Consider the following 20,240-nt stretch of genomic DNA (forward strand, 5'->3'; position numbering starts at 1 on the left):
TGGATCTTTGCTGGGGCCAGGTCACGGCGCAAACTATTCCTGACACCATCGAAAAGGGATAGCCATGCTGGACTTCTACTACGTCGCGACACCGCAAGGGCAGCAACTGCTGATGTTCCTGGAGGAAACCGGGCTGCCGTTCCGCCGCATTCCCAAGGCAAACTCGCTGGCGATGGTTGACCATTGGCCGATGGATGCGGGCGAGCCGTTGGCGCTGCAGGAATCGGGCGCCATGCTGCTCTACCTGGCGGAGAAGGCGGGCTTTGGCCTGCCGGCTGGCATGCGCGCGCGGACAGAAGCGCGGCAGTGGCTATTCTGGCAGAAGTCTTTCGAATGCCATGGCAGAGAAACCGCTGAGCTGTTCAGCACCCTCGACAAGCAGCTCGCGGAGCAGGCCTACCTGTGCGGCGAGCAATATTCGGTAGCCGACATCGCCTGCTTCCCGTGGGTGAGCGCACGCGGTGCGCAACTGGCCGCCTATCCCAGCCTGGCGCGTTGGTTCCACGCCATCAGCCAGCGGCCCGCCACCCAGCGCGCCTACGGCCGCGAAATGTCCACTTTTGCCGGGGCGCCGGACCGTCCCGACCCCGAGGTGGACATTCCTGCACTGGCGGGGGTGTTGCCATGAGGCGCGCGGATGCGGGGAGCATGCTGTCGGTGGCGGCGCTCTGGGGGGCGTCTTACCTGTTCATCCGCGTCGGGGCGCCTGAGTTTGGGGCGGCGGCGATGGGTGGGGTGCGCGCGGTGGCTGCGGCGGCGCTATTGCTGCCGTTGCTGTTGTGGCGCGGCCAGCTTGGGGCGCTGCGCAAGCATTGGTGCGGTATCGGCTTTGTTGGCGTGACGAATGCGGCGCTGCCTTTCCTGCTGTTCAATTTCGCGGCGCTGACGATTCCGGCCGGCCTGTCCTCGATCCTGAGCGCGACCACGCCCTTGTTTGCGGCACTGATCGGCGCGGTCTGGCTCGGTGAACGGCTGACCTTGAGCCGCATGGCCGGGCTGTCGCTGGGCTTTGGCGGCGTGGTGCTGCTGGTGGCAGGCAAGCTGCATTTCCTGCCGCAGCATGACATGCTGCGGACGGCCCTGGCGTCATTGGCTTGCCTGGCGGCGACATTGCTGTACGGAATCTCTGGTAATTTTAGCAAGCGCTACCTGGCTGAAGCGCCGCCGCTGGCGGTGGCGACCGGCAGCCAGATGGTGGCCGCGCTGCTGCTGGTTGGCCCGGCCATGGCGCTGTGGCCGCACGAACCGCCGTCGGCCCGGGCCTGGGGCGCGGTGCTGGCCCTGGCTGCGCTGTGTACCACCTTTGCCTATGTGCTGTTCTTTGGATTGATTGCGCGGCTCGGTGCCGGCAAGGCGATGAGTGCGCTGTTCCTGATCCCGGCCTTCGGCGTGCTGTGGGGCTGCCTGTTCCTGGGCGAGACTTTCTCGCTGCAGACGGGATTGAGCTGCCTGGTGATCCTCGCGGGCTGTGCGCTGACCACCGGGCTTGTTGAGCCGTCGCGCTGGACGGCTCCCTTCACGACGCGGCGCGCTTAGCGCTTGTCGTCGTTTTTGTGGCTCTGGCGGCCGGCTTCGGCGTGCTGCTCAGGCGTGCCGCCACGGGTGCCGCCACCGCTACCGCCACTGCCGCCACTGCCGCCACCGCTTTGGCGGCTGCCGCCACCGGAATCGGAGCCGGATTGGCGATTGCCGTCATTCTTGTGGCTCATGCTGCCGGCTTTGCGGGCTTCTTCCGAAGTAAATTCGTGCGCATTGCCGGAAGCGTGGGCCGCCTTGCCGCCTTCGCTGGCGATCTCGCGCTGGCGTTCCGGATCCATCGAAGCGAAGCCACGGTTGCTGGTATCGCCGCTTTGGCGATTGCCGCCCTGGTTGCCCGACTGTTTGGAGCCGCCGCGATTATCTTGATTACTGGATGCCATGATCATCTCCCATTTCGGTTCAAGGAGTCGTCATGGTAGGCGCGGCATGGGTTCCAATTAATCAGAACACGCTACCAGACTTTGTAGGACAATGGCTCATTGAAAAGTAATGTTTTGAGGCAGCCTATGTACCAATTGGAGCGCTTTGTCGTTGCGCAGGACAGTCTCTACCAGCAGGTGCTCGACGAACTGTCGGCGGGACGCAAGCGCAGCCACTGGATGTGGTTCATCTTCCCGCAACTGGCCGGCCTCGGTTTCAGTGCGATGGCGCAGCATTATGCGATCAGTGGATTGGATGAGGCGCGGGCTTACCTGGCGCATCCGCTGCTCGGCGCCAGGCTGCGCGAGTGCGGCGCGCTGGTGCTGGCTGTCCAGGGAGCCACAGTCCATGGTATCTTCGGGTCGCCGGACAATATGAAGTTCCACTCATCGATGACGCTGTTCGCGCAAGCTGCGCCGGATGAAGCGCTGTTCCGCGATTGCCTCGACAAATATTTTGGCGGCGTGCCCGACCAGGCCACGCTGGACTTACTGCATAAGGAAAAACAATGACCCGTACCATCCTCGACGACGCCCACCTGCACCCGGCTATCCGCGAACGCGTGGCGAAGAACCATGCCGATATCGTGGCCGAAGTGCAGGCGGCCATTGCGGCCAACCGCGTGGTCGTCGTCGGCATGCGCCAGAATCCGTTCCCGAAAAAGACCTGCCGCCTGCTGGATGCGCAAGGCACGAAATACGCCTACCTCGAATACGGCAGCTATTTCAGCCAATGGCGCCGCCGCACCGCGCTGAAGATGTGGAGCGGCTGGCCAACTTTCCCGATGATCTTCATCGACGGCGTCCTGCTTGGCGGTTACAACGACCTGGAGCGCCTGGTCGAAAAAGGGGAGTTCACCTCGCTGGTCGCGCCGCGCCTGCAGGGGTGATGGACGCGCTGCCATTGCGCCTGAATCCGGGCGACGACTTGCGCGGCGCCGTGGAGCAGGCCCTGCGCGATACGGGGACGGCGGCGGGCTACCTGGTGCAAGGCATCGGCAGCCTGTCGGTGGCGCAGATCCGCTATGCCGGACTGGCGCAGCCCACCGAGTTTCTGGGTGACCTCGAGATCCTTAGCCTGGCCGGCTCGGTGGCGCCGGACGGCGCGCACCTGCACATGATGTTGTCCGATGCGCGCGGCCGGGTGTTTGGCGGGCATGTGGGCCGCGGCTGCATCGTGCGCACCACGGCCGAATTGCTGCTGGTGCTGCTGCCAGCGCACCAGTTCTCGCGCGAACACGATCCGCTTACCGGCTTTGCGGAGCTGGCAATTCGAGGCGCGCCAGGCTAGGCTTGCGTTCCTTCTGCAATCGGGCCGCGGCCTGTTCGGCGCCGGCCAAGGCGCGCACCAGGTTGCCGCCGGCCAGCTTGGCCAGGTCCTTGTCGCTCCAGCCGCGGCGTATCAGTTCCGCGAACAGGGCAGGGTAGGTCGATACGTCCTCCAGGCCTTCCGGATTGACCGAGCCGTAGTAGTCGCCGGCGATGCCGACATGGTCCTTGCCGGCTACGCGCGCCACATGTTCGATGTGGTCGGCCACCATGGCAAGCGTGGCGTTTGGCGCCGGGCCAGCCTTGGCGGTGTAATCTTCCTTGATCGCCTTGAACTCCGGACTGTCCTGTGCGGCGCCGGCGGCGGCCGCAGCCTCGCCCAATCCCTTGCGCCAGGCGGCCACTTGCGGCGAGATGAACGCCGGTACGAACGTCACCATCACCACGCCGCCGTTGGCGGGCAGGCGCTTCAAGACCTCGTCCGGCACATTGCGCGGATGGTCGTTCAGGGCGCGGGCGCTGGAGTGCGAGAAAATCACCGGCGCTTCACTGGTGTCGAGTGCCTGCTGCATCACTTCCGCACTGACATGGCTCAGGTCCACCAGCATGCCGAGGCGGTTCATTTCGCGCACGACCTCCTTGCCGAACGGCGTCAGGCCGCCGTGTTTGCGCTCACCCATGGCGGCGTCGGCCCAGTCCAGCGTGCTGTTATGGGTCAGGGTCATGTAGCGGGCGCCGAGGTCGTAGTAGGCGCGCAGGGCGCCCAGGCTGTTCTCGATCACGTGGCCGCCCTCCATGCCGATGAAACTGGCGACCTTGCCTTCGCGCTTGGCCCTGGCGATGTCGCTGCTGCGGGTGGCCAGCACCAGGCTTTCCGGGTATCTGGCGATCAGGCGGCGGGCCAGGTCGATCTGTTCGAGCTGGGTGACGGCCCAGCCGCCCTTCAATTCGCCCGGCACGTAGACACTCCAGAACTGGGCCGCCAGCTTGCCTTGCTTCAGGCGCGCCAGGTCGGTTTCGTGCGGGGTGCGCTGGCGCAGGTCGTAGTGCTCAACGTCCATCGGGTGGGAGGCGTCTTCGCGGATGGTCCAGGGCAGGTCGTTATGGCCGTCGACCAGCGGGACTTTGTCGAGCAGGGCGCGGGCGTGTTGCAGGGCAGCGTCCTGGGCGGAGACCGCTGCGTTGCAGAGGAAGCTGCTGATTATTGCTATGTAGAGGCGTTTCAATTTGTCTCCGTGGTGGTTTGATGTTATTGATTAAAAGACATCAAGTCATGCATTAACGCAAAAACGACGGTATACTCCAGGAACCTAATCCAGAATGAATTCTCCATGCGCCGCCAGTCCCAAGCGCGCAAAGCCCCGGCCAAGGGCTTTACGCTCGTCGAATTAATTGTCGTATTGGTCATACTCGGGATTCTAGCTGCGGTGGCACTTCCGCGTTTCCTCAACTTCGGGAAGTCGGCCCGTACCGCGTCGATCGAGGCGCTGGCCGGCTCCGCCAAGACGTCCATCGGCCTGGTGCGCTCGCTGACGGCGCTGCGCGGCGAGGGCACGGCCAGCAGTATCGCCAACATTACTTTCGTCGACATCGATAGCGGGACCTCGATGCGGGTCTGGAGCGGCTACCCGGACCGCTGGTGCGATGGCATCGGCGTGGCGCTGCAAGGCTCGAAAATCCCAAGCGGCGGCTGCTATCTTTCCCCCAGCGCGGTGCCGGCCGGCGAATACACCTTCTATGGCTATGGCAACAGCCAGATTCCGGGCGGGGATGCCGGCTGGCGGATCGAGAGCGCGCCAACGCCTATGCAGTGCTCAGTGCAATACACCTATAACGGTAGCGCGGCGCCGGTTATCAAGGCCAATACCAGCGGCTGCTGAAGCCAGTTCAGTTCCTGCGTGCGCGCAGCGGGTCGAGCAGGGTGCGCAGGTTGTTGTGGTCGATCTCGTACATCAATGCCAGCAGCGCGCCAAGTTCCCCTTTCGGGAAACCTTCGCGCGCCATCCAACCCAGGTAATGACCTGGCAAGTCGGCCAGCTTGCGGCCCTTGTACTTCCCATAGGGCATATCGCGCGCCACCAGCATTGCCAGGTATTCCGGGTTCATTTTTTTACAGTGCCTTCACAGGTATGCAGATCTCGCAGGTAAAGCTGCCATCGGTCTGTGTCGCGAGGTTTTCGTAGCGCTCGAAGCATGGGCGCTCGTCGCATTGCAGGCCGCTTGATGGCAGCCATTCCTTCATCATGCGGCTCCACACCGGGCCGATGTCGCGCGGCGAACCGGTGTAGCGGGTCACAGCGTAGCGCCCGCCGGGCAGGTTGGCAACGCTGAATTGTCCGCCGGGCTCGAAGCCTGCCGGGATTTCGACGCAGGCATCGTAGCGGCATTTGTCAGCCGGGGTGACGCTTGGGTCGTCGTGGCCGATGCCGTAGCAGGTGGCTTCGGCCAGGCCGTGGCCAAGCATCCATGGCATGACGGCCTGGCCCCAGAACTGGCCCACAGCCGGGCCGTATGGGCCGATGTGGCGGCGGTAGGCGATACGGGCTGGCGGCAGGTCGATAACGTTGACGTCCATTTTTCTTGCTCCATTGAGGTTGTTGGAGCCCTCATCTTGGCCGCTTGCGCCGTTGCCGGCCTGACCGTGCTTGCTGTTCGCCTGATCAGGATTGCTATGTTGCGCGTCCATCTCGGCCAGGAAGGCCGCGATGCGCGCCGGGGTATTTGCGCGCCATTCGGTCGGCGTGCTGCCGAAGCGCGTCTTGAAAGCTCGGGCAAACGCTTCGCCCGAGCCAAAGCCTGTCGACAGCGCGACTTCCAGCACCGTGCCGCCGGCTGCCAGCTTGTGCGCGGCCACTTCCAGCCGGCGCCGGCGCACGTAGTCGCCCAGCGTTTCGCCCATCCAGGCCGCGAACAGGCGGTGGAAGTGGTAGCGCGAGAAGTTGGCGATGTCGGCCAGGCCGGGCAGGTCGAGCTGCGCATCGAGGTTGCGGTCTATGTGGTCGAGCACCCGGTTCATGCGGCGCTCGTATTCGCTGCGCGGATCGTTCATGCCAGGGGATAGATGCGATCGAGGCTGCCGGGGCCGAAGTACTTTTCGTACTCCTTGGCGGCGTAGGAATCCATCATGCCGGAGATGTAGTCCACTACCAGCCGTTCGCGCGAGTCCTTCTGGCTGCGGATGGCTGGCGGCAGCAAAATGCCGCCCTTGTTGTAGTTCTTGTCGGTCAGGACTTCGAACAGGCCGCGAATGATCTTCTCGCCGCGTTTTTCGTAGAGCTGCACGTCCTTCTTGCGCAGGATGGCGCGCCACAGCAGGCTTTTCAGGCCGCGCGCCAGCAGGCCCTTGGTGCGGTAGCCCAGTTCAGGGCCATGCTGGCCCTCGACCACGGCGATGTCGCGGCATAGTTCATGCACGATCTGCGACGTCAGCTCCTTGCGCAGCACGATGGAATACTCCTCCGAGCTTTCCTGCATATCGCATTTCAGCGCTTCCTCGTGGGCGTGGTTGGCGATGCTGGCGAACTGCTCGTGGGCGCCCGAGAAGTCCCTGCTGATCTTGAATTCGTGGACGATCTCGCCCCAGGTGATGATGCCGAAGCTCAGTGCATCCTCGACATCGTGCGCGGCGTAGGCGATTTCGTCGGCCAGGTCCATGATCTGGGCATCGATGCTCTTGCTCAGCGATACGCCGCGCGCATTCAATTGCGCGATCAGGAACTCGTAGTCATCGTCGTACAGGAATTTCTTCGGATTGTCGGCACGGCGCTGGAAGTATTTGGTGATGCCGAGCAGGGAGCGCACAGTCAGGTTCAAGCCGGCGTAAGCGTGGTGCTTCTTCTCCAGCGTGCGCAGGGTGCGGAAGGCCTGCGCATTGCCCTCGAAGCCGCCGAAGCCGGATACCAGCTCATCCAGGATCTTTTCGCCGTAATGGCCGAAGGGGGGATTGCCGATATCGTGGGCCAGCGAACAGGTCTCGGAGACAACGCAGCGCTCCAGCCCCAGGTCGGCGGCGATGGAGCGGGCGATCTGGGCCACCTCCAGGCTGTGGGTCAGGCGATTGCGGTTGAAGCGGTTGGCGTCCACGCCGAGCAGCTGCATCTTGCCCTGCAGGCGGCGGAATGACGATGAATACAGCACGCGCGCATAATCGCGCATGCATTCCTCGCGGCCCTCGCCGCGGCCGTCGGCCTGGGCGTGGACCCGGTATTCGAGCGGCAGTACCAGCGCCTCCTGGGCGCGGGCGAATTCGATGGTCTGTTGGTCGTACATTGTTTTCCTCAGGTTTGCAGGCGATTCTAAGGCGCTTCGGCATTCCAGTGTATATTGCAGCCCAAATTGTTTCATGGCTGGATAATAAAATGTCACCTGTTTCACTGTTCCTCGTGGTGCTGGCCTATTTCGGCCTGCTGCTCGGCGTGGCCTGGGCCACTTCGCGCAACGCCAACAACGACAGCTTCTTCATCGGGAACAAGAGTTCGAACTGGATGCTGGTGGCCTTCGGCATGGTCGGCACCACGCTGAGCGGCGTGACGTTTATCAGCGTACCGGGGGCCGTGGGGCGCGACGGCTTCGGCTATATGCAGATCATGATCGGCTATGTGCTGGGCTACATCGCCGTGGCGTATGTGCTGCTGCCGCTGTACTACCGCCTGAAGCTGACCTCCATCTACCACTACCTCGACGTGCGCTTGGGCCGGCGCTCCTACCAGAGCGGGGCCGCCTTCTTTATTTTGTCGCGCACCCTGGGCGCCACGGCGCGCCTGTACCTGGTGGTGAACATCCTGCAGGCCGTGATCCTGGACAGCCTTGGCGTGCCGTTCTGGCTGACCAGCCTGGTTATCCTGGCGATGATCCTGCTGTATACATATGAGGGCGGGGTGAAGACCATCGTCTGGACCGACACGCTGCAAACCACGGGCATGCTGTTTGGCCTGGCGGCCTGCACGGTGTTCCTGCTCGGCGAGATGAACCTGGGCCTGCTGGAAAGCCTGGAGCGCATGCGTTCGGCCGGCCTGGCGCGCGTTTTCACGATGGATATCAATAGCCCGGGCCATTTCTGGAAGCAGATCGTGGCCGGCTTCTTCATCGTCATCACCATGACCGGCATGGACCAGGAAATGATGCAGAAGAATATCTCGGTCAAGACCCTGGGCGACTCGCAGAAGAACATGCTGGCGCTGAACGCCATCCTGGCCGGGGTGCTGACGCTGTTCCTGTTCCTCGGCGGCCTGCTGTACTTGTACGCGCCGCAGGCGGGCGTGGCGGCGACCGGCGACAAGATATTCGCGGCCGTGGTGATGGGCCATCTGCCGGCGCTGTTGCAACTGGTGTTCATCATTGCCCTGATCAGCGCCTTGTTCCCGAGCGCGGATGGTGCGATCACGGCGCTGACCTCGTCCGTCTGCATCGACATCCTGGGCCTGAAACGGCGCGGCGACCTGGGCGAGGACGCCCAGCTGCGCATCCGCCACCGCGTGCACCTGGCGTTCTGCGCCTTGTTCCTGCTGTTGGTGATGGTGTTCAAGTGGATCGACAGCGCCAGCATGATCGGCATGATCCTGAAGCTGGCCGGTTATACCTACGGTCCGCTGCTTGGACTGTTCGCTTTCGGCCTGCTCGGCAAACGCGCGGTGAACGACAGGCTGGTGCCGTGGGTCGTGCTGGCCGGGCCGCTGCTGTGCGCCCTGGTCGATTTCAACCAGCAAAGCCTGTTCGGCAGCTACCGCATCGGGCTGGAATTGTTGGTCATCAATGGCCTGCTGGTCATGGCTGGGCTCTACCTGATTTCTTCACCATCTAAAGCGAATGTCGCTTATAGTGTGAAGTAGTTACATTTTATGCATTAGGAGTAAAGATGTCTCGCTCTGTTTTCTCGTATGTCCGCGGCGGATTTTCCTGGTTATGGGGCGCCGTGGATAAAAGCCGCCGCGCCACCATGAACTTTTTGTTCCTGCTGGTCGTGGTGCTGCTGATTGCCGCCATCTTCGGCGGCGGCGTCAAGCCTTTGGGCGACAAGACCATGCTGGTCCTGAACCTGGAAGGCGCCCTGGTGGAACAATCGTCCGGCAGCAGCCGCGACGCGCTGATGGCCGGCCTGTCCGGCGGCGAAGTGCACAAGTCGGTGCAGTTGCGCGATGTGTTGAACGTCCTCGATGCCGCCGCCAAAGACCCGCAAATCGGCGGCGCCGTGCTGGTGCTGGACGAAATGCAGGGCGGCGGCCAGGCCATGCTGCGCGAAATCGGCGCGGCTGTGGACCGCTTCAAGGCCAGCGGCAAGAAAGTCGTGGCCTGGGGTTCCAGCTACAACCAGCGCCAGTACCAGGTCGCCATCCATGCCGACGAAGTCTACCTGCACCCGATGGGCGCGGTGTTCCTCGATGGTTTCGGCAAGTACCGCAATTATTACCGCGATGCGCTGGACAAGGTGGGCGTGACCGTCAACCTGATGAGGGTCGGCACCTACAAGAGTTTTGCCGAGCCGTTCATCGCCAACGGCCCGTCGCCGGCGGCGGCCGAGGCGGATGCCTTCCTGTACAACGACCTGTGGGCGCGCTACACCGACCAGGTTGAAAAGTCGCGCAAGATGCCGCAAGGCTCGCTGATGAAGTCGATCGACAGCCTGCCGGCGCTGGTGGCCGAGGCCAAGGGCAACCTGGCGCAAGTGGCACTGAATGCCAAGCTGGTTGATGGCCTGAAGACCAAGGACGAACTGCGCGTGATGATGACCAAGCGCGGCGTGGACGATCCGGCGGCCAAGTCCTTCCGCCAGGTCAGCTATCACGATTACCTGGCGCGCGTATTCCCTAAACTGACCGGCGACGCAATCGGCGTGGTGATGGCAGTCGGTGAAATCAGCGACGGCGATGCGCCGGCCGGCCAGATCGGCGGCGCGTCGACGGCACGCCTGGTGCGACTGGCGCGCGAGGACAGCGCGATCAAGGCCGTTGTGCTGCGCGTCGATTCGCCTGGCGGCAGCGCCTTCGGTTCGGAGCTGATCCGCCGCGAACTGGAACTGACCCGGGCGGCCGGCAAGCCGGTGATCGTCTCGATGGGCAATGTGGCTGCTTCGGGCGGCTACTGGATTTCGATGGCGTCGGACGAGGTGATTGCCGATCCGGCCACCATCACCGGTTCGATCGGCGTGTTCGCGCTGTTCCCGACCGTGGACAAGGTGATCGACAAGCTGGGCATCCACACGGCTGGCCAGACCACCACCTGGCTGGGCGACGCGGGCAATCCGCTGCGCCCGATGGACCCGCGTTTCGGCCAGTTGATCCAGGGCGTGATTGGCCACACCTACGAGGAATTCACCGCCAAGGCAGCCAAGGCGCGCAACACCACGGCCGACAAGATTGATGCCGTGGGCCAGGGCCGGGTATGGACCGGCGCCCAGGCGAAGGAGCGCGGCCTGGTCGATACGCTGGGCGGCTACCGGGATGCGTTGAAAGCGGCTGCGCTGCGCGCCAAGCTGACCGGCGAGCCGCGCATCGTGTACATCGAGCGTGAGGTGTCGCGCTTTGACAAGGTGCTGGAGTTCTTCGGCGCCTCGACCGCCAAGGCCGCCGCAGCCAAGGCGTTTGGCGACCAGGCGCGCACGTCGCTGCTGCCTGCCGGCGTGCCGGCTGGCGTGGCAACCGAAGTGGTGCAGGACCTGAACTGGCTGAACGAGATGACTGCCCAGCGCAAGCCGTTCATGGCACTGACCCATTGCCTCTGCAGTTCGCCCGATTAGTTTGTAGCAGCTTTGTAAGCAGTTATTACAGGAACCGAGCCGCCAGCCAGTCTGGCGGCTTTTCCTTTGGGGCGTCCGGGCGCCCGAATTGTTTCCCATGTTTCTTGCCTAACGCATTTGGGCAAGGACCCTGTGCTAGAGTCAATTCGAACACCACCCAAAAGAAGAAAGGGTCGCCCTATGGAGACTCCAATAACATCCAATGCCCCGTCGAAACCTCGCGCCAGCAAGCGGGCGCGCTGGATTGGGGGAGTCGCCGCATTGGCCGGGATGCTGGTCCTGGGCGGCCTGGCCTGGTACCTGACCCACCGCGGCCCCGGCGAGGGCGGGCCGGGTGGTTCGGGTACTCCTGCCGCCGCTGCCGGCGCTGGTGCTGCCGGGCAGGGCGGCGGCCGGGGTGGGCGCGGCGGCCGCGGCCCCGCCGCCACGGTTGGCGTAGCGACTGCCGAAAAGGCCGATCTGCCGCTTACCCTGGACGCACTTGGCACGGTGACTGCCGCTGCAACGACGACCGTGCGGCCGCAGGTTTCAGGCATCCTGCAAAAAGTCCTGTTCAAGGAAGGCCAGATGGTAAAGGCGGGCCAGGTGCTGGCACAGATCGATCCGCGCCAGTTCGAGCTGCAGCTGATGCAGGCCACCGGGCAGCGCGAGCGCGATGAGGCGCAACTGGAAAATGCGCGCCTGACGCTCGAACGCTATCGCACCTTGCTGTCGCAGGACTCGATTGCGCGGCAGGATGTCGATACGCAGGCTGCGCTGGTCAAGCAGCTGCAGGGCACGGTCACGACCGACCGCGCGAACGAAGGCACGGCGCGCCTCAATCTTGGCTATACCAAAGTCGTGGCGCCGATCAGCGGGCGAGTGGGCTTGCGGGTGGTCGATATCGGCAACCTGGTTGGCTCCAGCGATGCGGCGGGGATTGCGGTGATTACGCAGCTGGCGCCGATCGATGTGGAGTTTGCCGTTCCACAGGACCGGGTTTCGGAACTGGCGCCGCGTACCGGCGATGGTGCCGGCGCAAGCATGGTGGCGCTGGCGTATGACCGCACGCGCAGCACGGTGCTGGAGAAGGGCGTGTTTTATGCGCTGGATAACCAGGTCGATACGCAAACCGGGACGGTGATGGCAAAGGCGCGCTTTGCCAACGCTGGTTCTTCGCTGTTCCCCAGCCAGTTCGTCAACGTGCGGCTTGAGCTGCGCACGATCAAGGATGCGGTGGTGGTGCCGGTGACAGCCCTGCGGCATGGGTCGTCCGGTGACTACGTATACGTATTGCAGGATGGGCAGACGGCGTCGCTGCGGCAGGTCAAGCGTGGTATTGCTACCGTGGACAAGGTGCAGGTCGAAAGCGGGCTGGCGGCCGGCGAACAGGTGATCACCGAGGGCGCGGACCGGATCAAGGATGGGGCGCGCGTTACATTGCCCTCGCAACGGCCCGGGGCGGATGGCGAACATTCCGGCCGTGCGCGCCGTGAGGGGCGGGCAGGAGGCAATCGTGGCGATGCGGCCGCTGGCGGTGCTGCTTCCGCCGCGGCGCCGACCGAAGGGGGGGCGGCGGCCGAAGGCGGCGGCAGGGGCCGGCGCCGTGAGGGCCGGGCGGCGGACGGCGCGGCGCGATGAGCCCCTCGGCGCCCTTCATCCGGCGGCCGGTGGCGACGGCGCTGTTCATGCTGGCCATCGTGCTGGCCGGCCTGCTGGGCTATCGCTTCCTGCCGCTGTCGGCGCTGCCGCAGGTCGACTTCCCGACCATCCAGGTGCGTACGCTGTACCCCGGCGCCAGCCCGGAAGTGATGGGCCGCACGGTTACGGCGCCGCTGGAGCGTCAGTTCGGGCAAATGTCGGGCCTGCAGCGCATGAGTTCCACCAGCGCTGCCGGCGTCTCGATCATCACCCTGCAATTCAGCCTTGGCCAGACGCTGGACGTGGCCGAACAGGAAGTGCAAGCCGCCATCAACGCCGGCGGCTCGCTGCTGCCGACCGACCTGTCGGCGCCGCCGGTGTACGCCAAGGTCAACCCGGCCGATGCGCCCGTGCTGACACTGGCCATCACCTCGAAAACCATGCCGCTGACGGAGGTGCAGAACATCGTCAACACGCGGCTGGCGCTGAAAATCAGCCAGGTCAACGGCGTCGGCCTGGTGACGCTGGGCGGCGGCCAGCGCCCCGCGGTGCGCATCCAGGCCGACACCCAAGCCCTGGCCAGCTACGGGCTTGGGCTCGATACGCTGCGCAGCGCCATCACTGCGGCCAATGCGAACAGCGCCAAGGGCAGCTTCGACGGTCCCACGCGCGCCTTCACCATCAACGCCAACGACCAGCTGCTGGCGGCCGACGACTACCGCCAACTGATCGTCTCCTACCGCAATGGCGCGCCGGTCCGGCTGCAGGATGTGGCACGCGTGGTCGACAGCGCGGAAAACGTCAAGCTCGGCGCCTGGGCCGGCATGACGCCTGCCATCATTCTCGACGTGCAGCGCCAGCCCGGCGCGAACGTGATCGCCACCGTCGATGCAATCAGGGAACGCCTGCCGGAACTGCAAGCGAGCCTGCCCGGCGCCATCGAGGTGACGGTGCTGAGCGACCGTACCCACGGCATCCGGGCTTCCGTGCTGCACGTGGAGCTGGAGCTGCTGCTGGCCGTGGTGCTGGTGGTGCTGGTGATCTTCGCCTTCCTGCGCAGTCCGCGCGCCACCGTGATCGCCAGCCTGGCGGTGCCGATTTCGCTGGTCGGCACCTTCGGCGTGATGTACCTGCTTGGCTACAGCCTGAATAACCTCAGCCTGATGGCGCTCACCATCGCCACCGGCTTCGTGGTGGACGACGCCATCGTCATGATCGAGAACATTGCGCGCTATATCGAAGACGGCGAGAGCCCGATGAACGCCGCACTCAAAGGTGCGCAGCAGATCGGCTTTACCATCATTTCGCTGACCGTATCGCTGATCGCAGTGCTGATCCCGCTGCTGTTCATGGGCGACGTGGTAGGCCGCCTGTTCCGTGAATTCGCCGTCACGCTGGCCATCACCATCCTGATTTCGGCCGTGGTGTCGCTGACGCTGGTGCCGATGATGTCCGGCCGCTGGCTGGCCGGGCACAAGGAGCATGAGGCGACGCTGTTCGACCGCCTGGTCGAGCGCTATGACGTCAGCCTGCAGTGGGTGCTGGAGCGGCAGGGCCTGACGCTGCTGGTGGCGCTGGGCACGCTGCTGCTGACGGTGTTGCTTTACCTGTGGATTCCCAAGGGTCTGTTCCCGACCCAGGACACCGGCCAACTGCAAGCCCGCATCGAAGCGGCGCAGACCGTTTCCTACGAACGCATGGCGCAATTGCAGCAGCAGGCCGCGCGCGCCTTGCTCGACGACCCCGCCGTGGCTTCGCTCAGCTCCGTGGTCGGCGTCGATGCCGGCAACAACAGCATGCTGCACACCGGCAGCATGCTGGTCAACCTGAAGCCCGAGCGCGACAAGCTGCCGGTGGTGATGGAACGCTTGCGCAACCGCGTGGCGCAAGTGGCAGGCGTCAAGCTTTACCTGCAGCCAACGCAGGACCTGACCATCGACGCCGAAAGCGGCCCGACCCAGTATCGCGTTTCGCTGGAAGGCGCCGACAACGCCACGGTATCAGAATGGGCGGCCAGGCTGTCCGAACACATGGCAGGCAAGGACCGGCTGCGCAACGTGGTGTCCGACGTCGGCGCCACCGGCGCGGGCGCCTACGTCAGCATCGACCGCGACACCGCCTCGCGGCTGTCGATCACCGCCGCCGCCGTGGACGACGCGCTGTACAGCGCCTTCGGCCAGCGCATTGTGTCAACCATCTTTACCGAGACCAACCAGTACCGCGTGATCCTGGAGGCAGACCAGGACCGCATGGACACGCCGGAAGCGCTGGGCAACCTGCAGCTGCGCACCGGCAGCGGCAAACCGACGCCGCTGTCGGCCATCGCCAGCATTCAGGAGCGCCCGGCGCCGCTGCAGGTCACCCATGTGGCCCAATATCCGGCCACCACCATCGGCTTTGATGCCGCGCCGGGCGTGGCGTTGGGACAGGCGGTCGACGCGATCCGAAATGCGGCAAAGGAAGTGGGCTTGCCGCAGTCGGTCAGCCTGACCTTCCTGGGAGCGGCTGGCGCTTACCAGGCTTCGCTGAGCAACCAGCTCTGGCTGATCCTGGCGGCCGTGGTATGCGTGTACATCGTGCTGGGCGTGCTGTACGAAAGCTATATCCACCCGCTGACCATCCTGTCCACGCTGCCGTCGGCTGGCGTCGGCGCGCTGCTGGCACTGATGCTGACGGGGCAGGAGCTGGGCGTGATCGGCATTATCGGCATCATCCTGCTGATCGGCATCGTCAAGAAGAACGCCATCATGATGATCGACTTCGCCATCGAGGCGGAGCGCGAGCAGGGCATGGCGCCGCGCGAAGCGATCCACCAGGCGGCGCTGCTGCGGCTGCGCCCTATCCTGATGACCACCATGGCGGCGCTGTTTGCGGCGGTTCCACTGATGTTCGGCTGGGGCGAGGGCGCGGAGCTGCGCCGGCCGCTCGGCCTGTCGATCTTCGGCGGCCTGATTGTCAGCCAGCTGCTGACGCTGTACACCACGCCGGTAATCTACCTGGCCTTTGACCGCCTCGCGCAGCGCCGCCGCCGCGGGCGCGAGGAAGCGGCATGAACCTGTCCGAGCCCTTTGTCCGCCGTCCCATCGCCACGGTGCTGCTGACGATCGGGCTGGCGCTGGCTGGCATTGCGGCTTTCTTTGTGCTGCCGGTGTCGCCGCTGCCGCAGGTGGACTATCCCTCGATTTCGGTCAGTGCCAGCCTGCCCGGGGCCAGCCCGGATACCATGGCCAGCAGCGTGGCCACACCGCTGGAACGGCGCCTGGCCGTGATCGCGGGCGTGAACGAAGTTACCTCGTCGTCCGGCAGCGGCTCGACGCGCGTCAACCTGCAATTTGAGCTGAACCGCAAGATCGATGCCGCAGCGCGCGAAGTGCAGGCGGCCATCAACGCCTCGCGCGCCGACTTGCCGGCCACGCTGCGCGGCAACCCGACCTACCGCAAGGCCAATCCTTCCGATGCGCCGGTGATCATCCTGGCGCTGACATCGGCAACGCGCAGCCCGGGGCAGGTGTACGAGTCGGTATCGAATATCGTGCAGCAGAAGCTGGCGCAGGTGAAAGGCGTTGGCGACGTGGAGATCGGCGGCGGTTCGCTGCCGGCAGTGCGCGTCGAACTGCTGCCGTTTGCGCTGAACCGGTACGGAGTCTCGTCCGAAGACGTGCGGGCCGCGATCCAGGCTACCAATGCCAACCGGCCCAAGGGCGCGGTCGAAGTGGAAGGGCGGCGCCTGCAGGTCTATTCGGCGGCGTCCACGGCCAGCGGCGGCCGCAGCGCGGCCGACTACCGCGACCTGGTCGTGGCCTGGCGCGACGGCGCGGCGATCCGGCTCGACGACGTGGCGCAGGTGACGGACGGCGCGGAGAACCGCAACACGCTGGGCCTGTTCAACGGCGAGCCGGCGGTGATCGTGCTGGTTACGCGCCAGCCCGGGGCAAACGTGATCGAGACGGTGGATGCGGTGCGCGCCTTGCTGCCGCAGTTGCAGGCCCAGTTGCCGCAGGACGTGAAACTGCAGGTGGCGTCCGACAGCACCAATTCCATCCGCTCATCGCTGCTGGAGATCGAGTTCACGCTGCTGATATCGATCGTGCTGGTGGTGCTGGTGGTAAGCGCCTTCCTGCGCAGCGCGCGGGCGACCCTGATTCCGGCCATTGCAACCGTGGTGTCGCTGCTGGGAACCTTCGGCGTGATGTACCTGCTGGGCTTCAGCCTGAATAACCTCAGCCTGATGGCGCTGACGGTGGCCACCGGCTTTGTGGTGGACGACGCCATCGTGGTGCTGGAGAACACGGCGCGCCACATGGAGCAGGGCACGGAGCGCTTCGCAGCGGCGCTGTTGGGCGCGCAGGAAGTAGGTTTTACCGTGCTGTCGATCAGCGTGTCGCTGGTGGCGGTGTTCATTCCGCTGCTGTTCATGGGCGGGCAGGTGGGGCGGCTGTTCCGCGAATTTGCCGTCACCTTGTCGGCGGCGGTGATGATCTCGCTGGTGATTTCGCTGACCACGACGCCGATGCTGTGCGCCTGGCTGCTGCGGCCGGACGCCGGGCACAAGCCGCCGGGTCGCGTTTCGCGCTGGTTCGAGCGCGGCTTCGGCGTCATCCTGCGCATGTACGAGAAGTCGCTCGACTGGGCGCTGGCCAGCGCATGGCTGGTGATGCTGGTGCTGGTGTTCGTGGTGGGGCTGAACGTCTACCTGTATGCGGCTGCGCCCAAGGGCTTCTTCCCGCAGCAGGATACGGGGCAGATCAACGGCGGCATCCGCGCCGACCAGAGCATTTCCTTCCAGGCCATGCAGGGCAAGCTGCGGCAACTGGTGAACATCATCCGCGACGATCCGGCGGTGGCGACGGTGGTTGGCTTTACCGGCGGCTCGCGGGCGGGCGGCGGTTTCATGTTCGTCAGCCTGAAGCCGGTGGCGCAGCGCGACGTGACCGGACAGCAGGTGATTGCGCGCCTGCGGCCCAAGCTGGCGCGGGTGACCGGCGTGTCGCTGTTCCTGAATACGGTGCAGGACTTGCGCATGGGCGGGCGGCAGAGCAATTCCACGTACCAGTACACGCTGAAAAGCGACAACCGGGCGGATTTGAAGCGCTGGGCAGCGCGCCTGGCCGACGAAATGAAGCGGCAGAAAGTGCTGGTCGACGTCGATACCGACCAGGCGGACAACGGCGTCGAAACCTTCGTCGAGGCCGACAAGGATATGGTGTCGCGCATGGGCCTGTCCATGAAGGATGTCGACAACGCGCTGTACAACGCCTTCGGGCAGCGCCAGGTGGCGACGATTTACGATGAACTGAACCAGTACAAGGTGGTGATGGAGGTGGCGCCGGAGTATGCGCGCAGTCCCGAAGCGCTGGCCGACGTCTACGTCGCGCGCCGGGCCGCTGCGGCCACCGGCACAGGGGCGGGGGCGGGGACGGGTACGAGCGGCTCGGTGGTCGGGGCCGGGATGCGCGACCCTTCGGGCGGCTCGGCGCTCAGCACGCAGGCCGAGGCAATGGTGCCGCTGGCGGCGCTGGCGACGTTTGCCGAGCGTTCCACGCCGGCCTCGGTCAACCACCAGGATGGCGAACTGGCGACCACCGTGTCCTTCAACTTGGCCGACGGCGCCAGCCTGGGCGAGGCCCAGCAGGCTGTGAAGGACGCGGAAAACGCCATCGGCATGCCGAACAATGTGCGCGGCAGCTTCCAGGGCACGGCGCGCACGGCGCAGGAAACCAACCAGCAGCAGCCGCTGCTGATCGTGGCCGCCCTGGTGGTGATCTATATCGTCCTTGGCATGCTGTACGAAAGCCTGGTGCATCCGATCACGGTGCTGTCGACGCTGCCCTCGGCCGGCGTCGGCGCGGTATTGGCGCTGCTGATGTTCCGCATGGAGTTTTCTCTGATCGCCCTGATCGGCGTGTTCCTGCTGATCGGCATCGTGAAAAAGAACGCGATCCTGATCATCGACTTCGCGCTGGAGGCGGAACGCACGCGCGGCCTGGATTCGCGCAGCGCGGTGCGGGAAGCCTGCCTGCTGCGCTTCCGCCCGATCCTGATGACGACCATGGCGGCGGCACTGGGTGCGCTGCCGCTGGCGATCGGCTTTGGCGAAGGTTCGGAGCTGCGCCAGCCGCTCGGCATCGCCATCATCGGCGGCCTGGTTGCCAGCCAGTTGCTCACTTTACTGACCACGCCCGTGGTCTACCTGCTGCTCGACAAGATGCGCCTGCGTGGCGCAAAGGCGACACCATGAAAAAAATTCTCGGCGTGTTCACCCTGGCACTGGCCGGCTGCGCCACCGGCCCGGCGTACCAGGTGCCGGCGGCGCCGCTGTCGGCGCAGTTCAAGGAAGCGCAAGGCTGGCAGCCGGCTGCGCCGGCGGACCTGCTGGAAAAGGGCCGGTGGTGGGAGTTGTTCGGCGACGCTACGCTGAACGAGCTGGCCAGACAGGTGGAAGTGAACAACCAGAACGTGGCTGCGGCCGAAGCGCGCTATGCCCAGGCGCGTGCCGCCGTAGCCGAGCAGCGCGCTTCGCTGTTCCCGGTGGTGACGCTGGACGCCAGCGCCAACCGCAGCGGCGGGGGCGGCGATACGCGTACCGGCAACCAGTACCGTGCGAATATCGGCGCCAGTTGGGAACCCGACGTGTGGGGCAGGCTGCGCGCGGGCGTCAGCGGCGCCCAGGCCGGCGCCCAGGCCAGCGCGGCGGACCTGGCGGCGGCGCGGCTGGCGGCGCAGGGCGAGCTGGCGCTCAATTACATCGGCCTGCGCCTGGCCGATGCCCAGTTGGCGCTGCTGGGCGAGACCGTGGAAGGCTACCAGCGTGTGCTGCAGATTACCCGGAACCGCGTGAATGCCGGCGTCGCGCCAAGCTCGGACCTGCTGCAGGCCCAGACCCAGCTCGCCAACGCCAGCGCCGACCGCCTCGGCGCACAGCGCCAGCGCGCCCAGCTCGAACATGCGATCGCCATCCTGCTTGGCAAGGCGCCGGCCGATTTCAGCTTGCAGCCGGCGCCGTGGGCGCTGCAAGTGCCGCAGATCCCGGTGGGCCTGCCATCAACCTTGCTGGAACGCCGCCCCGACATCGCCGCCGCCGAGCGCCGGGTAGCCGCCGCCAATGCGCAGATCGGCATTGCCCGCAGCGCCTATTTCCCCAGCCTGAGCCTGGGCGGCAGCTATGGCGTGGCAGGCAGCCAGCTGGGCGGCTTGTTCAGCGCCTCCAATACCCTGTGGTCGCTCGGCCTGTCGGCAGCGCAGGCGGTGTTCAATGCCGGCGCCACAGGCGCCCGCGTCGACCAGGCCAGCGCCGCAAGCGATGCGGCGGTGGCGGCCTATCGCCAGGCTGTCCTGAACGCCCTGGCCGACGTGGAGGACCAACTGGCGGCCAGCAGGGTGTTGGCGCAGCAGCAGTCGCTGCGCGAGACTTCGGCCAATTCCGCTACCCAGGCCGAGCAGCAGATGCTGAACCGCTACCGCGCCGGCCAGGTTGGCTATACGGACGTGGTGGCGGCGCAGGTCGCCGCGCTTAACGCCCGGCGCTCGCTGTTGCAGGCGCAAGCCGACCGGCAGTCAACCGCGGTGGCCCTGGTTCAGGCGCTGGGCGGCGGCTGGCACGTACGGTAAATCGTCCCGCCGGCGGTAACTGCCGGTTTGCCATTTTCTTGCCGCACTGGCAT

The 20,240-nt window shown here is 65.4% G+C and carries 17 protein-coding genes; 12 read left to right on the plus strand and 5 right to left on the minus strand.

Annotation, left to right across the window (positions count from 1 at the left end; genetic code table 11):
• The first annotated feature begins 64 nt into the window (after positions 1–64).
• Together ASD07_RS23185 and ASD07_RS23190 are read left to right on the plus strand one after the other, a co-directional pair.
• Complete coding sequence (locus ASD07_RS23185) at positions 65–628, plus strand: glutathione binding-like protein (RefSeq protein WP_055935731.1); 564 nt, start codon at positions 65–67, stop codon at positions 626–628.
• Positions 625–1,536, plus strand: a complete 912-nt coding sequence (locus ASD07_RS23190) for a DMT family transporter (protein ID WP_055935738.1) — start codon at positions 625–627, stop codon at positions 1,534–1,536. The genes ASD07_RS23185 and ASD07_RS23190 overlap by 4 nt, the downstream gene beginning before the upstream one ends.
• Here the strand turns inward: ASD07_RS23190 and ASD07_RS23195 are convergent.
• Positions 1,533–1,919, minus strand: a complete 387-nt coding sequence (locus ASD07_RS23195; RefSeq protein ID WP_055936406.1) for a KGG domain-containing protein — start codon at positions 1,917–1,919, stop codon at positions 1,533–1,535. The genes ASD07_RS23190 and ASD07_RS23195 overlap by 4 nt on opposite strands.
• A 126-nt stretch (positions 1,920–2,045) precedes the next feature.
• Between ASD07_RS23195 and ASD07_RS23200 the strand changes: the two genes are divergently transcribed.
• From ASD07_RS23200 to ASD07_RS23210, 3 genes are read left to right on the plus strand one after another with little or no spacing between them, the layout of a single operon-like run.
• On the plus strand, positions 2,046–2,471 hold the full coding sequence (locus tag ASD07_RS23200; protein ID WP_055935741.1) for a DUF1810 domain-containing protein: 426 nt from the start codon (positions 2,046–2,048) through the stop codon (positions 2,469–2,471).
• Positions 2,468–2,848, plus strand: a complete 381-nt coding sequence (locus ASD07_RS23205; RefSeq protein WP_055935745.1) for a glutaredoxin domain-containing protein — start codon at positions 2,468–2,470, stop codon at positions 2,846–2,848. The genes ASD07_RS23200 and ASD07_RS23205 overlap by 4 nt, the downstream gene beginning before the upstream one ends.
• Complete coding sequence (locus tag ASD07_RS23210; RefSeq protein WP_055935747.1) at positions 2,848–3,249, plus strand: PPC domain-containing DNA-binding protein; 402 nt, start codon at positions 2,848–2,850, stop codon at positions 3,247–3,249. Before ASD07_RS23205 ends, ASD07_RS23210 begins: the two co-directional genes overlap by 1 nt.
• Here ASD07_RS23210 and ASD07_RS23215 read toward each other — a convergent pair.
• Positions 3,206–4,453 carry a dipeptidase gene (locus ASD07_RS23215; RefSeq protein ID WP_200953845.1) on the minus strand — a complete coding sequence of 416 codons (1,248 nt, stop codon included), beginning with the start codon at positions 4,451–4,453 and terminating at the stop codon, positions 3,206–3,208. The genes ASD07_RS23210 and ASD07_RS23215 overlap by 44 nt on opposite strands.
• A gap of 105 nt (positions 4,454–4,558) precedes the next feature.
• On the opposite strand from ASD07_RS23215, the gene ASD07_RS23220 reads away from it, so the two are divergent.
• Positions 4,559–5,107, plus strand: a complete 549-nt coding sequence (locus ASD07_RS23220; RefSeq protein ID WP_055935749.1) for a type II secretion system protein — start codon at positions 4,559–4,561, stop codon at positions 5,105–5,107.
• A gap of 7 nt (positions 5,108–5,114) precedes the next feature.
• Here ASD07_RS23220 and ASD07_RS23225 read toward each other — a convergent pair whose 3' ends face one another.
• The 3 genes from ASD07_RS23225 to dgt are packed head-to-tail and all read right to left on the minus strand — an operon-like array spanning position 5,115 to position 7,496.
• A complete protein-coding gene (locus tag ASD07_RS23225) occupies positions 5,115–5,333 on the minus strand; it encodes a DUF3820 family protein (RefSeq protein ID WP_055935752.1) in 219 nt (72 codons plus the stop codon).
• A gap of 4 nt (positions 5,334–5,337) precedes the next feature.
• Positions 5,338–6,276, minus strand: a complete 939-nt coding sequence (locus ASD07_RS23230) for a GyrI-like domain-containing protein (protein ID WP_055935755.1) — start codon at positions 6,274–6,276, stop codon at positions 5,338–5,340.
• On the minus strand, positions 6,273–7,496 hold the full coding sequence (dgt, locus tag ASD07_RS23235) for a dGTP triphosphohydrolase (RefSeq protein WP_055935758.1): 1,224 nt from the start codon (positions 7,494–7,496) through the stop codon (positions 6,273–6,275). The genes ASD07_RS23230 and dgt overlap by 4 nt, the downstream gene beginning before the upstream one ends.
• A gap of 89 nt (positions 7,497–7,585) precedes the next feature.
• Between dgt and ASD07_RS23240 the strand changes: the two genes are divergently transcribed.
• The 6 genes from ASD07_RS23240 (at position 7,586) to ASD07_RS23265 (ending at position 20,187) form a co-directional block, all read left to right on the plus strand.
• A complete protein-coding gene (locus tag ASD07_RS23240) occupies positions 7,586–9,055 on the plus strand; it encodes a sodium:solute symporter (RefSeq protein ID WP_055935761.1) in 1,470 nt (489 codons plus the stop codon).
• Between the two features lie 26 nt (positions 9,056–9,081).
• Positions 9,082–10,959: a signal peptide peptidase SppA gene (sppA, locus tag ASD07_RS23245; protein WP_055935764.1), complete on the plus strand. Its 1,878-nt coding sequence runs from the start codon at positions 9,082–9,084 to the stop codon at positions 10,957–10,959.
• Positions 10,960–11,139: 180 nt separating this feature from the next.
• A complete protein-coding gene (locus ASD07_RS23250; protein ID WP_055935767.1) occupies positions 11,140–12,579 on the plus strand; it encodes an efflux RND transporter periplasmic adaptor subunit in 1,440 nt (479 codons plus the stop codon).
• Entirely contained in the window at positions 12,576–15,632 is a 3,057-nt protein-coding gene (locus tag ASD07_RS23255) for an efflux RND transporter permease subunit (protein ID WP_055935770.1), read from the plus strand. Before ASD07_RS23250 ends, ASD07_RS23255 begins: the two co-directional genes overlap by 4 nt.
• Positions 15,629–18,817 carry an efflux RND transporter permease subunit gene (locus ASD07_RS23260; RefSeq protein WP_055935773.1) on the plus strand — a complete coding sequence of 1,063 codons (3,189 nt, stop codon included), beginning with the start codon at positions 15,629–15,631 and terminating at the stop codon, positions 18,815–18,817. Before ASD07_RS23255 ends, ASD07_RS23260 begins: the two co-directional genes overlap by 4 nt.
• On the plus strand, positions 18,814–20,187 hold the full coding sequence (locus ASD07_RS23265; RefSeq protein ID WP_055935776.1) for an efflux transporter outer membrane subunit: 1,374 nt from the start codon (positions 18,814–18,816) through the stop codon (positions 20,185–20,187). Before ASD07_RS23260 ends, ASD07_RS23265 begins: the two co-directional genes overlap by 4 nt.
• Positions 20,188–20,240: the final 53 nt, after the last annotated feature.

Origin of the sequence: Duganella sp. Root336D2, from assembly GCF_001425005.1 — a bacterium.
Taxonomy (GTDB): domain Bacteria; phylum Pseudomonadota; class Gammaproteobacteria; order Burkholderiales; family Burkholderiaceae_D; genus Rugamonas.

Bases quoted from the DNA above. Each gene is read 5' to 3' on its own strand.
- ASD07_RS23200 (WP_055935741.1), top strand. From the start codon at position 2,046: ATGTACCAATTGGAGCGCTTTGTCGTTGCGCAGGACAGTCTCTACCAG.
- ASD07_RS23230 (WP_055935755.1), bottom strand. From the start codon at position 6,276: ATGAACGATCCGCGCAGCGAATACGAGCGCCGCATGAACCGGGTGCTC.
- ASD07_RS23190 (WP_055935738.1), top strand. From the start codon at position 625: ATGAGGCGCGCGGATGCGGGGAGCATGCTGTCGGTGGCGGCGCTCTGG.
- ASD07_RS23185 (WP_055935731.1), top strand. From the start codon at position 65: ATGCTGGACTTCTACTACGTCGCGACACCGCAAGGGCAGCAACTGCTG.
- ASD07_RS23250 (WP_055935767.1), top strand. From the start codon at position 11,140: ATGGAGACTCCAATAACATCCAATGCCCCGTCGAAACCTCGCGCCAGC.
- ASD07_RS23260 (WP_055935773.1), top strand. From the start codon at position 15,629: ATGAACCTGTCCGAGCCCTTTGTCCGCCGTCCCATCGCCACGGTGCTG.
- sppA (WP_055935764.1), top strand. From the start codon at position 9,082: ATGTCTCGCTCTGTTTTCTCGTATGTCCGCGGCGGATTTTCCTGGTTA.
- ASD07_RS23225 (WP_055935752.1), bottom strand. From the start codon at position 5,333: ATGAACCCGGAATACCTGGCAATGCTGGTGGCGCGCGATATGCCCTAT.
- dgt (WP_055935758.1), bottom strand. From the start codon at position 7,496: ATGTACGACCAACAGACCATCGAATTCGCCCGCGCCCAGGAGGCGCTG.
- ASD07_RS23210 (WP_055935747.1), top strand. From the start codon at position 2,848: ATGGACGCGCTGCCATTGCGCCTGAATCCGGGCGACGACTTGCGCGGC.
- ASD07_RS23265 (WP_055935776.1), top strand. From the start codon at position 18,814: ATGAAAAAAATTCTCGGCGTGTTCACCCTGGCACTGGCCGGCTGCGCC.
- ASD07_RS23205 (WP_055935745.1), top strand. From the start codon at position 2,468: ATGACCCGTACCATCCTCGACGACGCCCACCTGCACCCGGCTATCCGC.
- ASD07_RS23195 (WP_055936406.1), bottom strand. From the start codon at position 1,919: ATGGCATCCAGTAATCAAGATAATCGCGGCGGCTCCAAACAGTCGGGC.
- ASD07_RS23255 (WP_055935770.1), top strand. From the start codon at position 12,576: ATGAGCCCCTCGGCGCCCTTCATCCGGCGGCCGGTGGCGACGGCGCTG.
- ASD07_RS23220 (WP_055935749.1), top strand. From the start codon at position 4,559: ATGCGCCGCCAGTCCCAAGCGCGCAAAGCCCCGGCCAAGGGCTTTACG.
- ASD07_RS23240 (WP_055935761.1), top strand. From the start codon at position 7,586: ATGTCACCTGTTTCACTGTTCCTCGTGGTGCTGGCCTATTTCGGCCTG.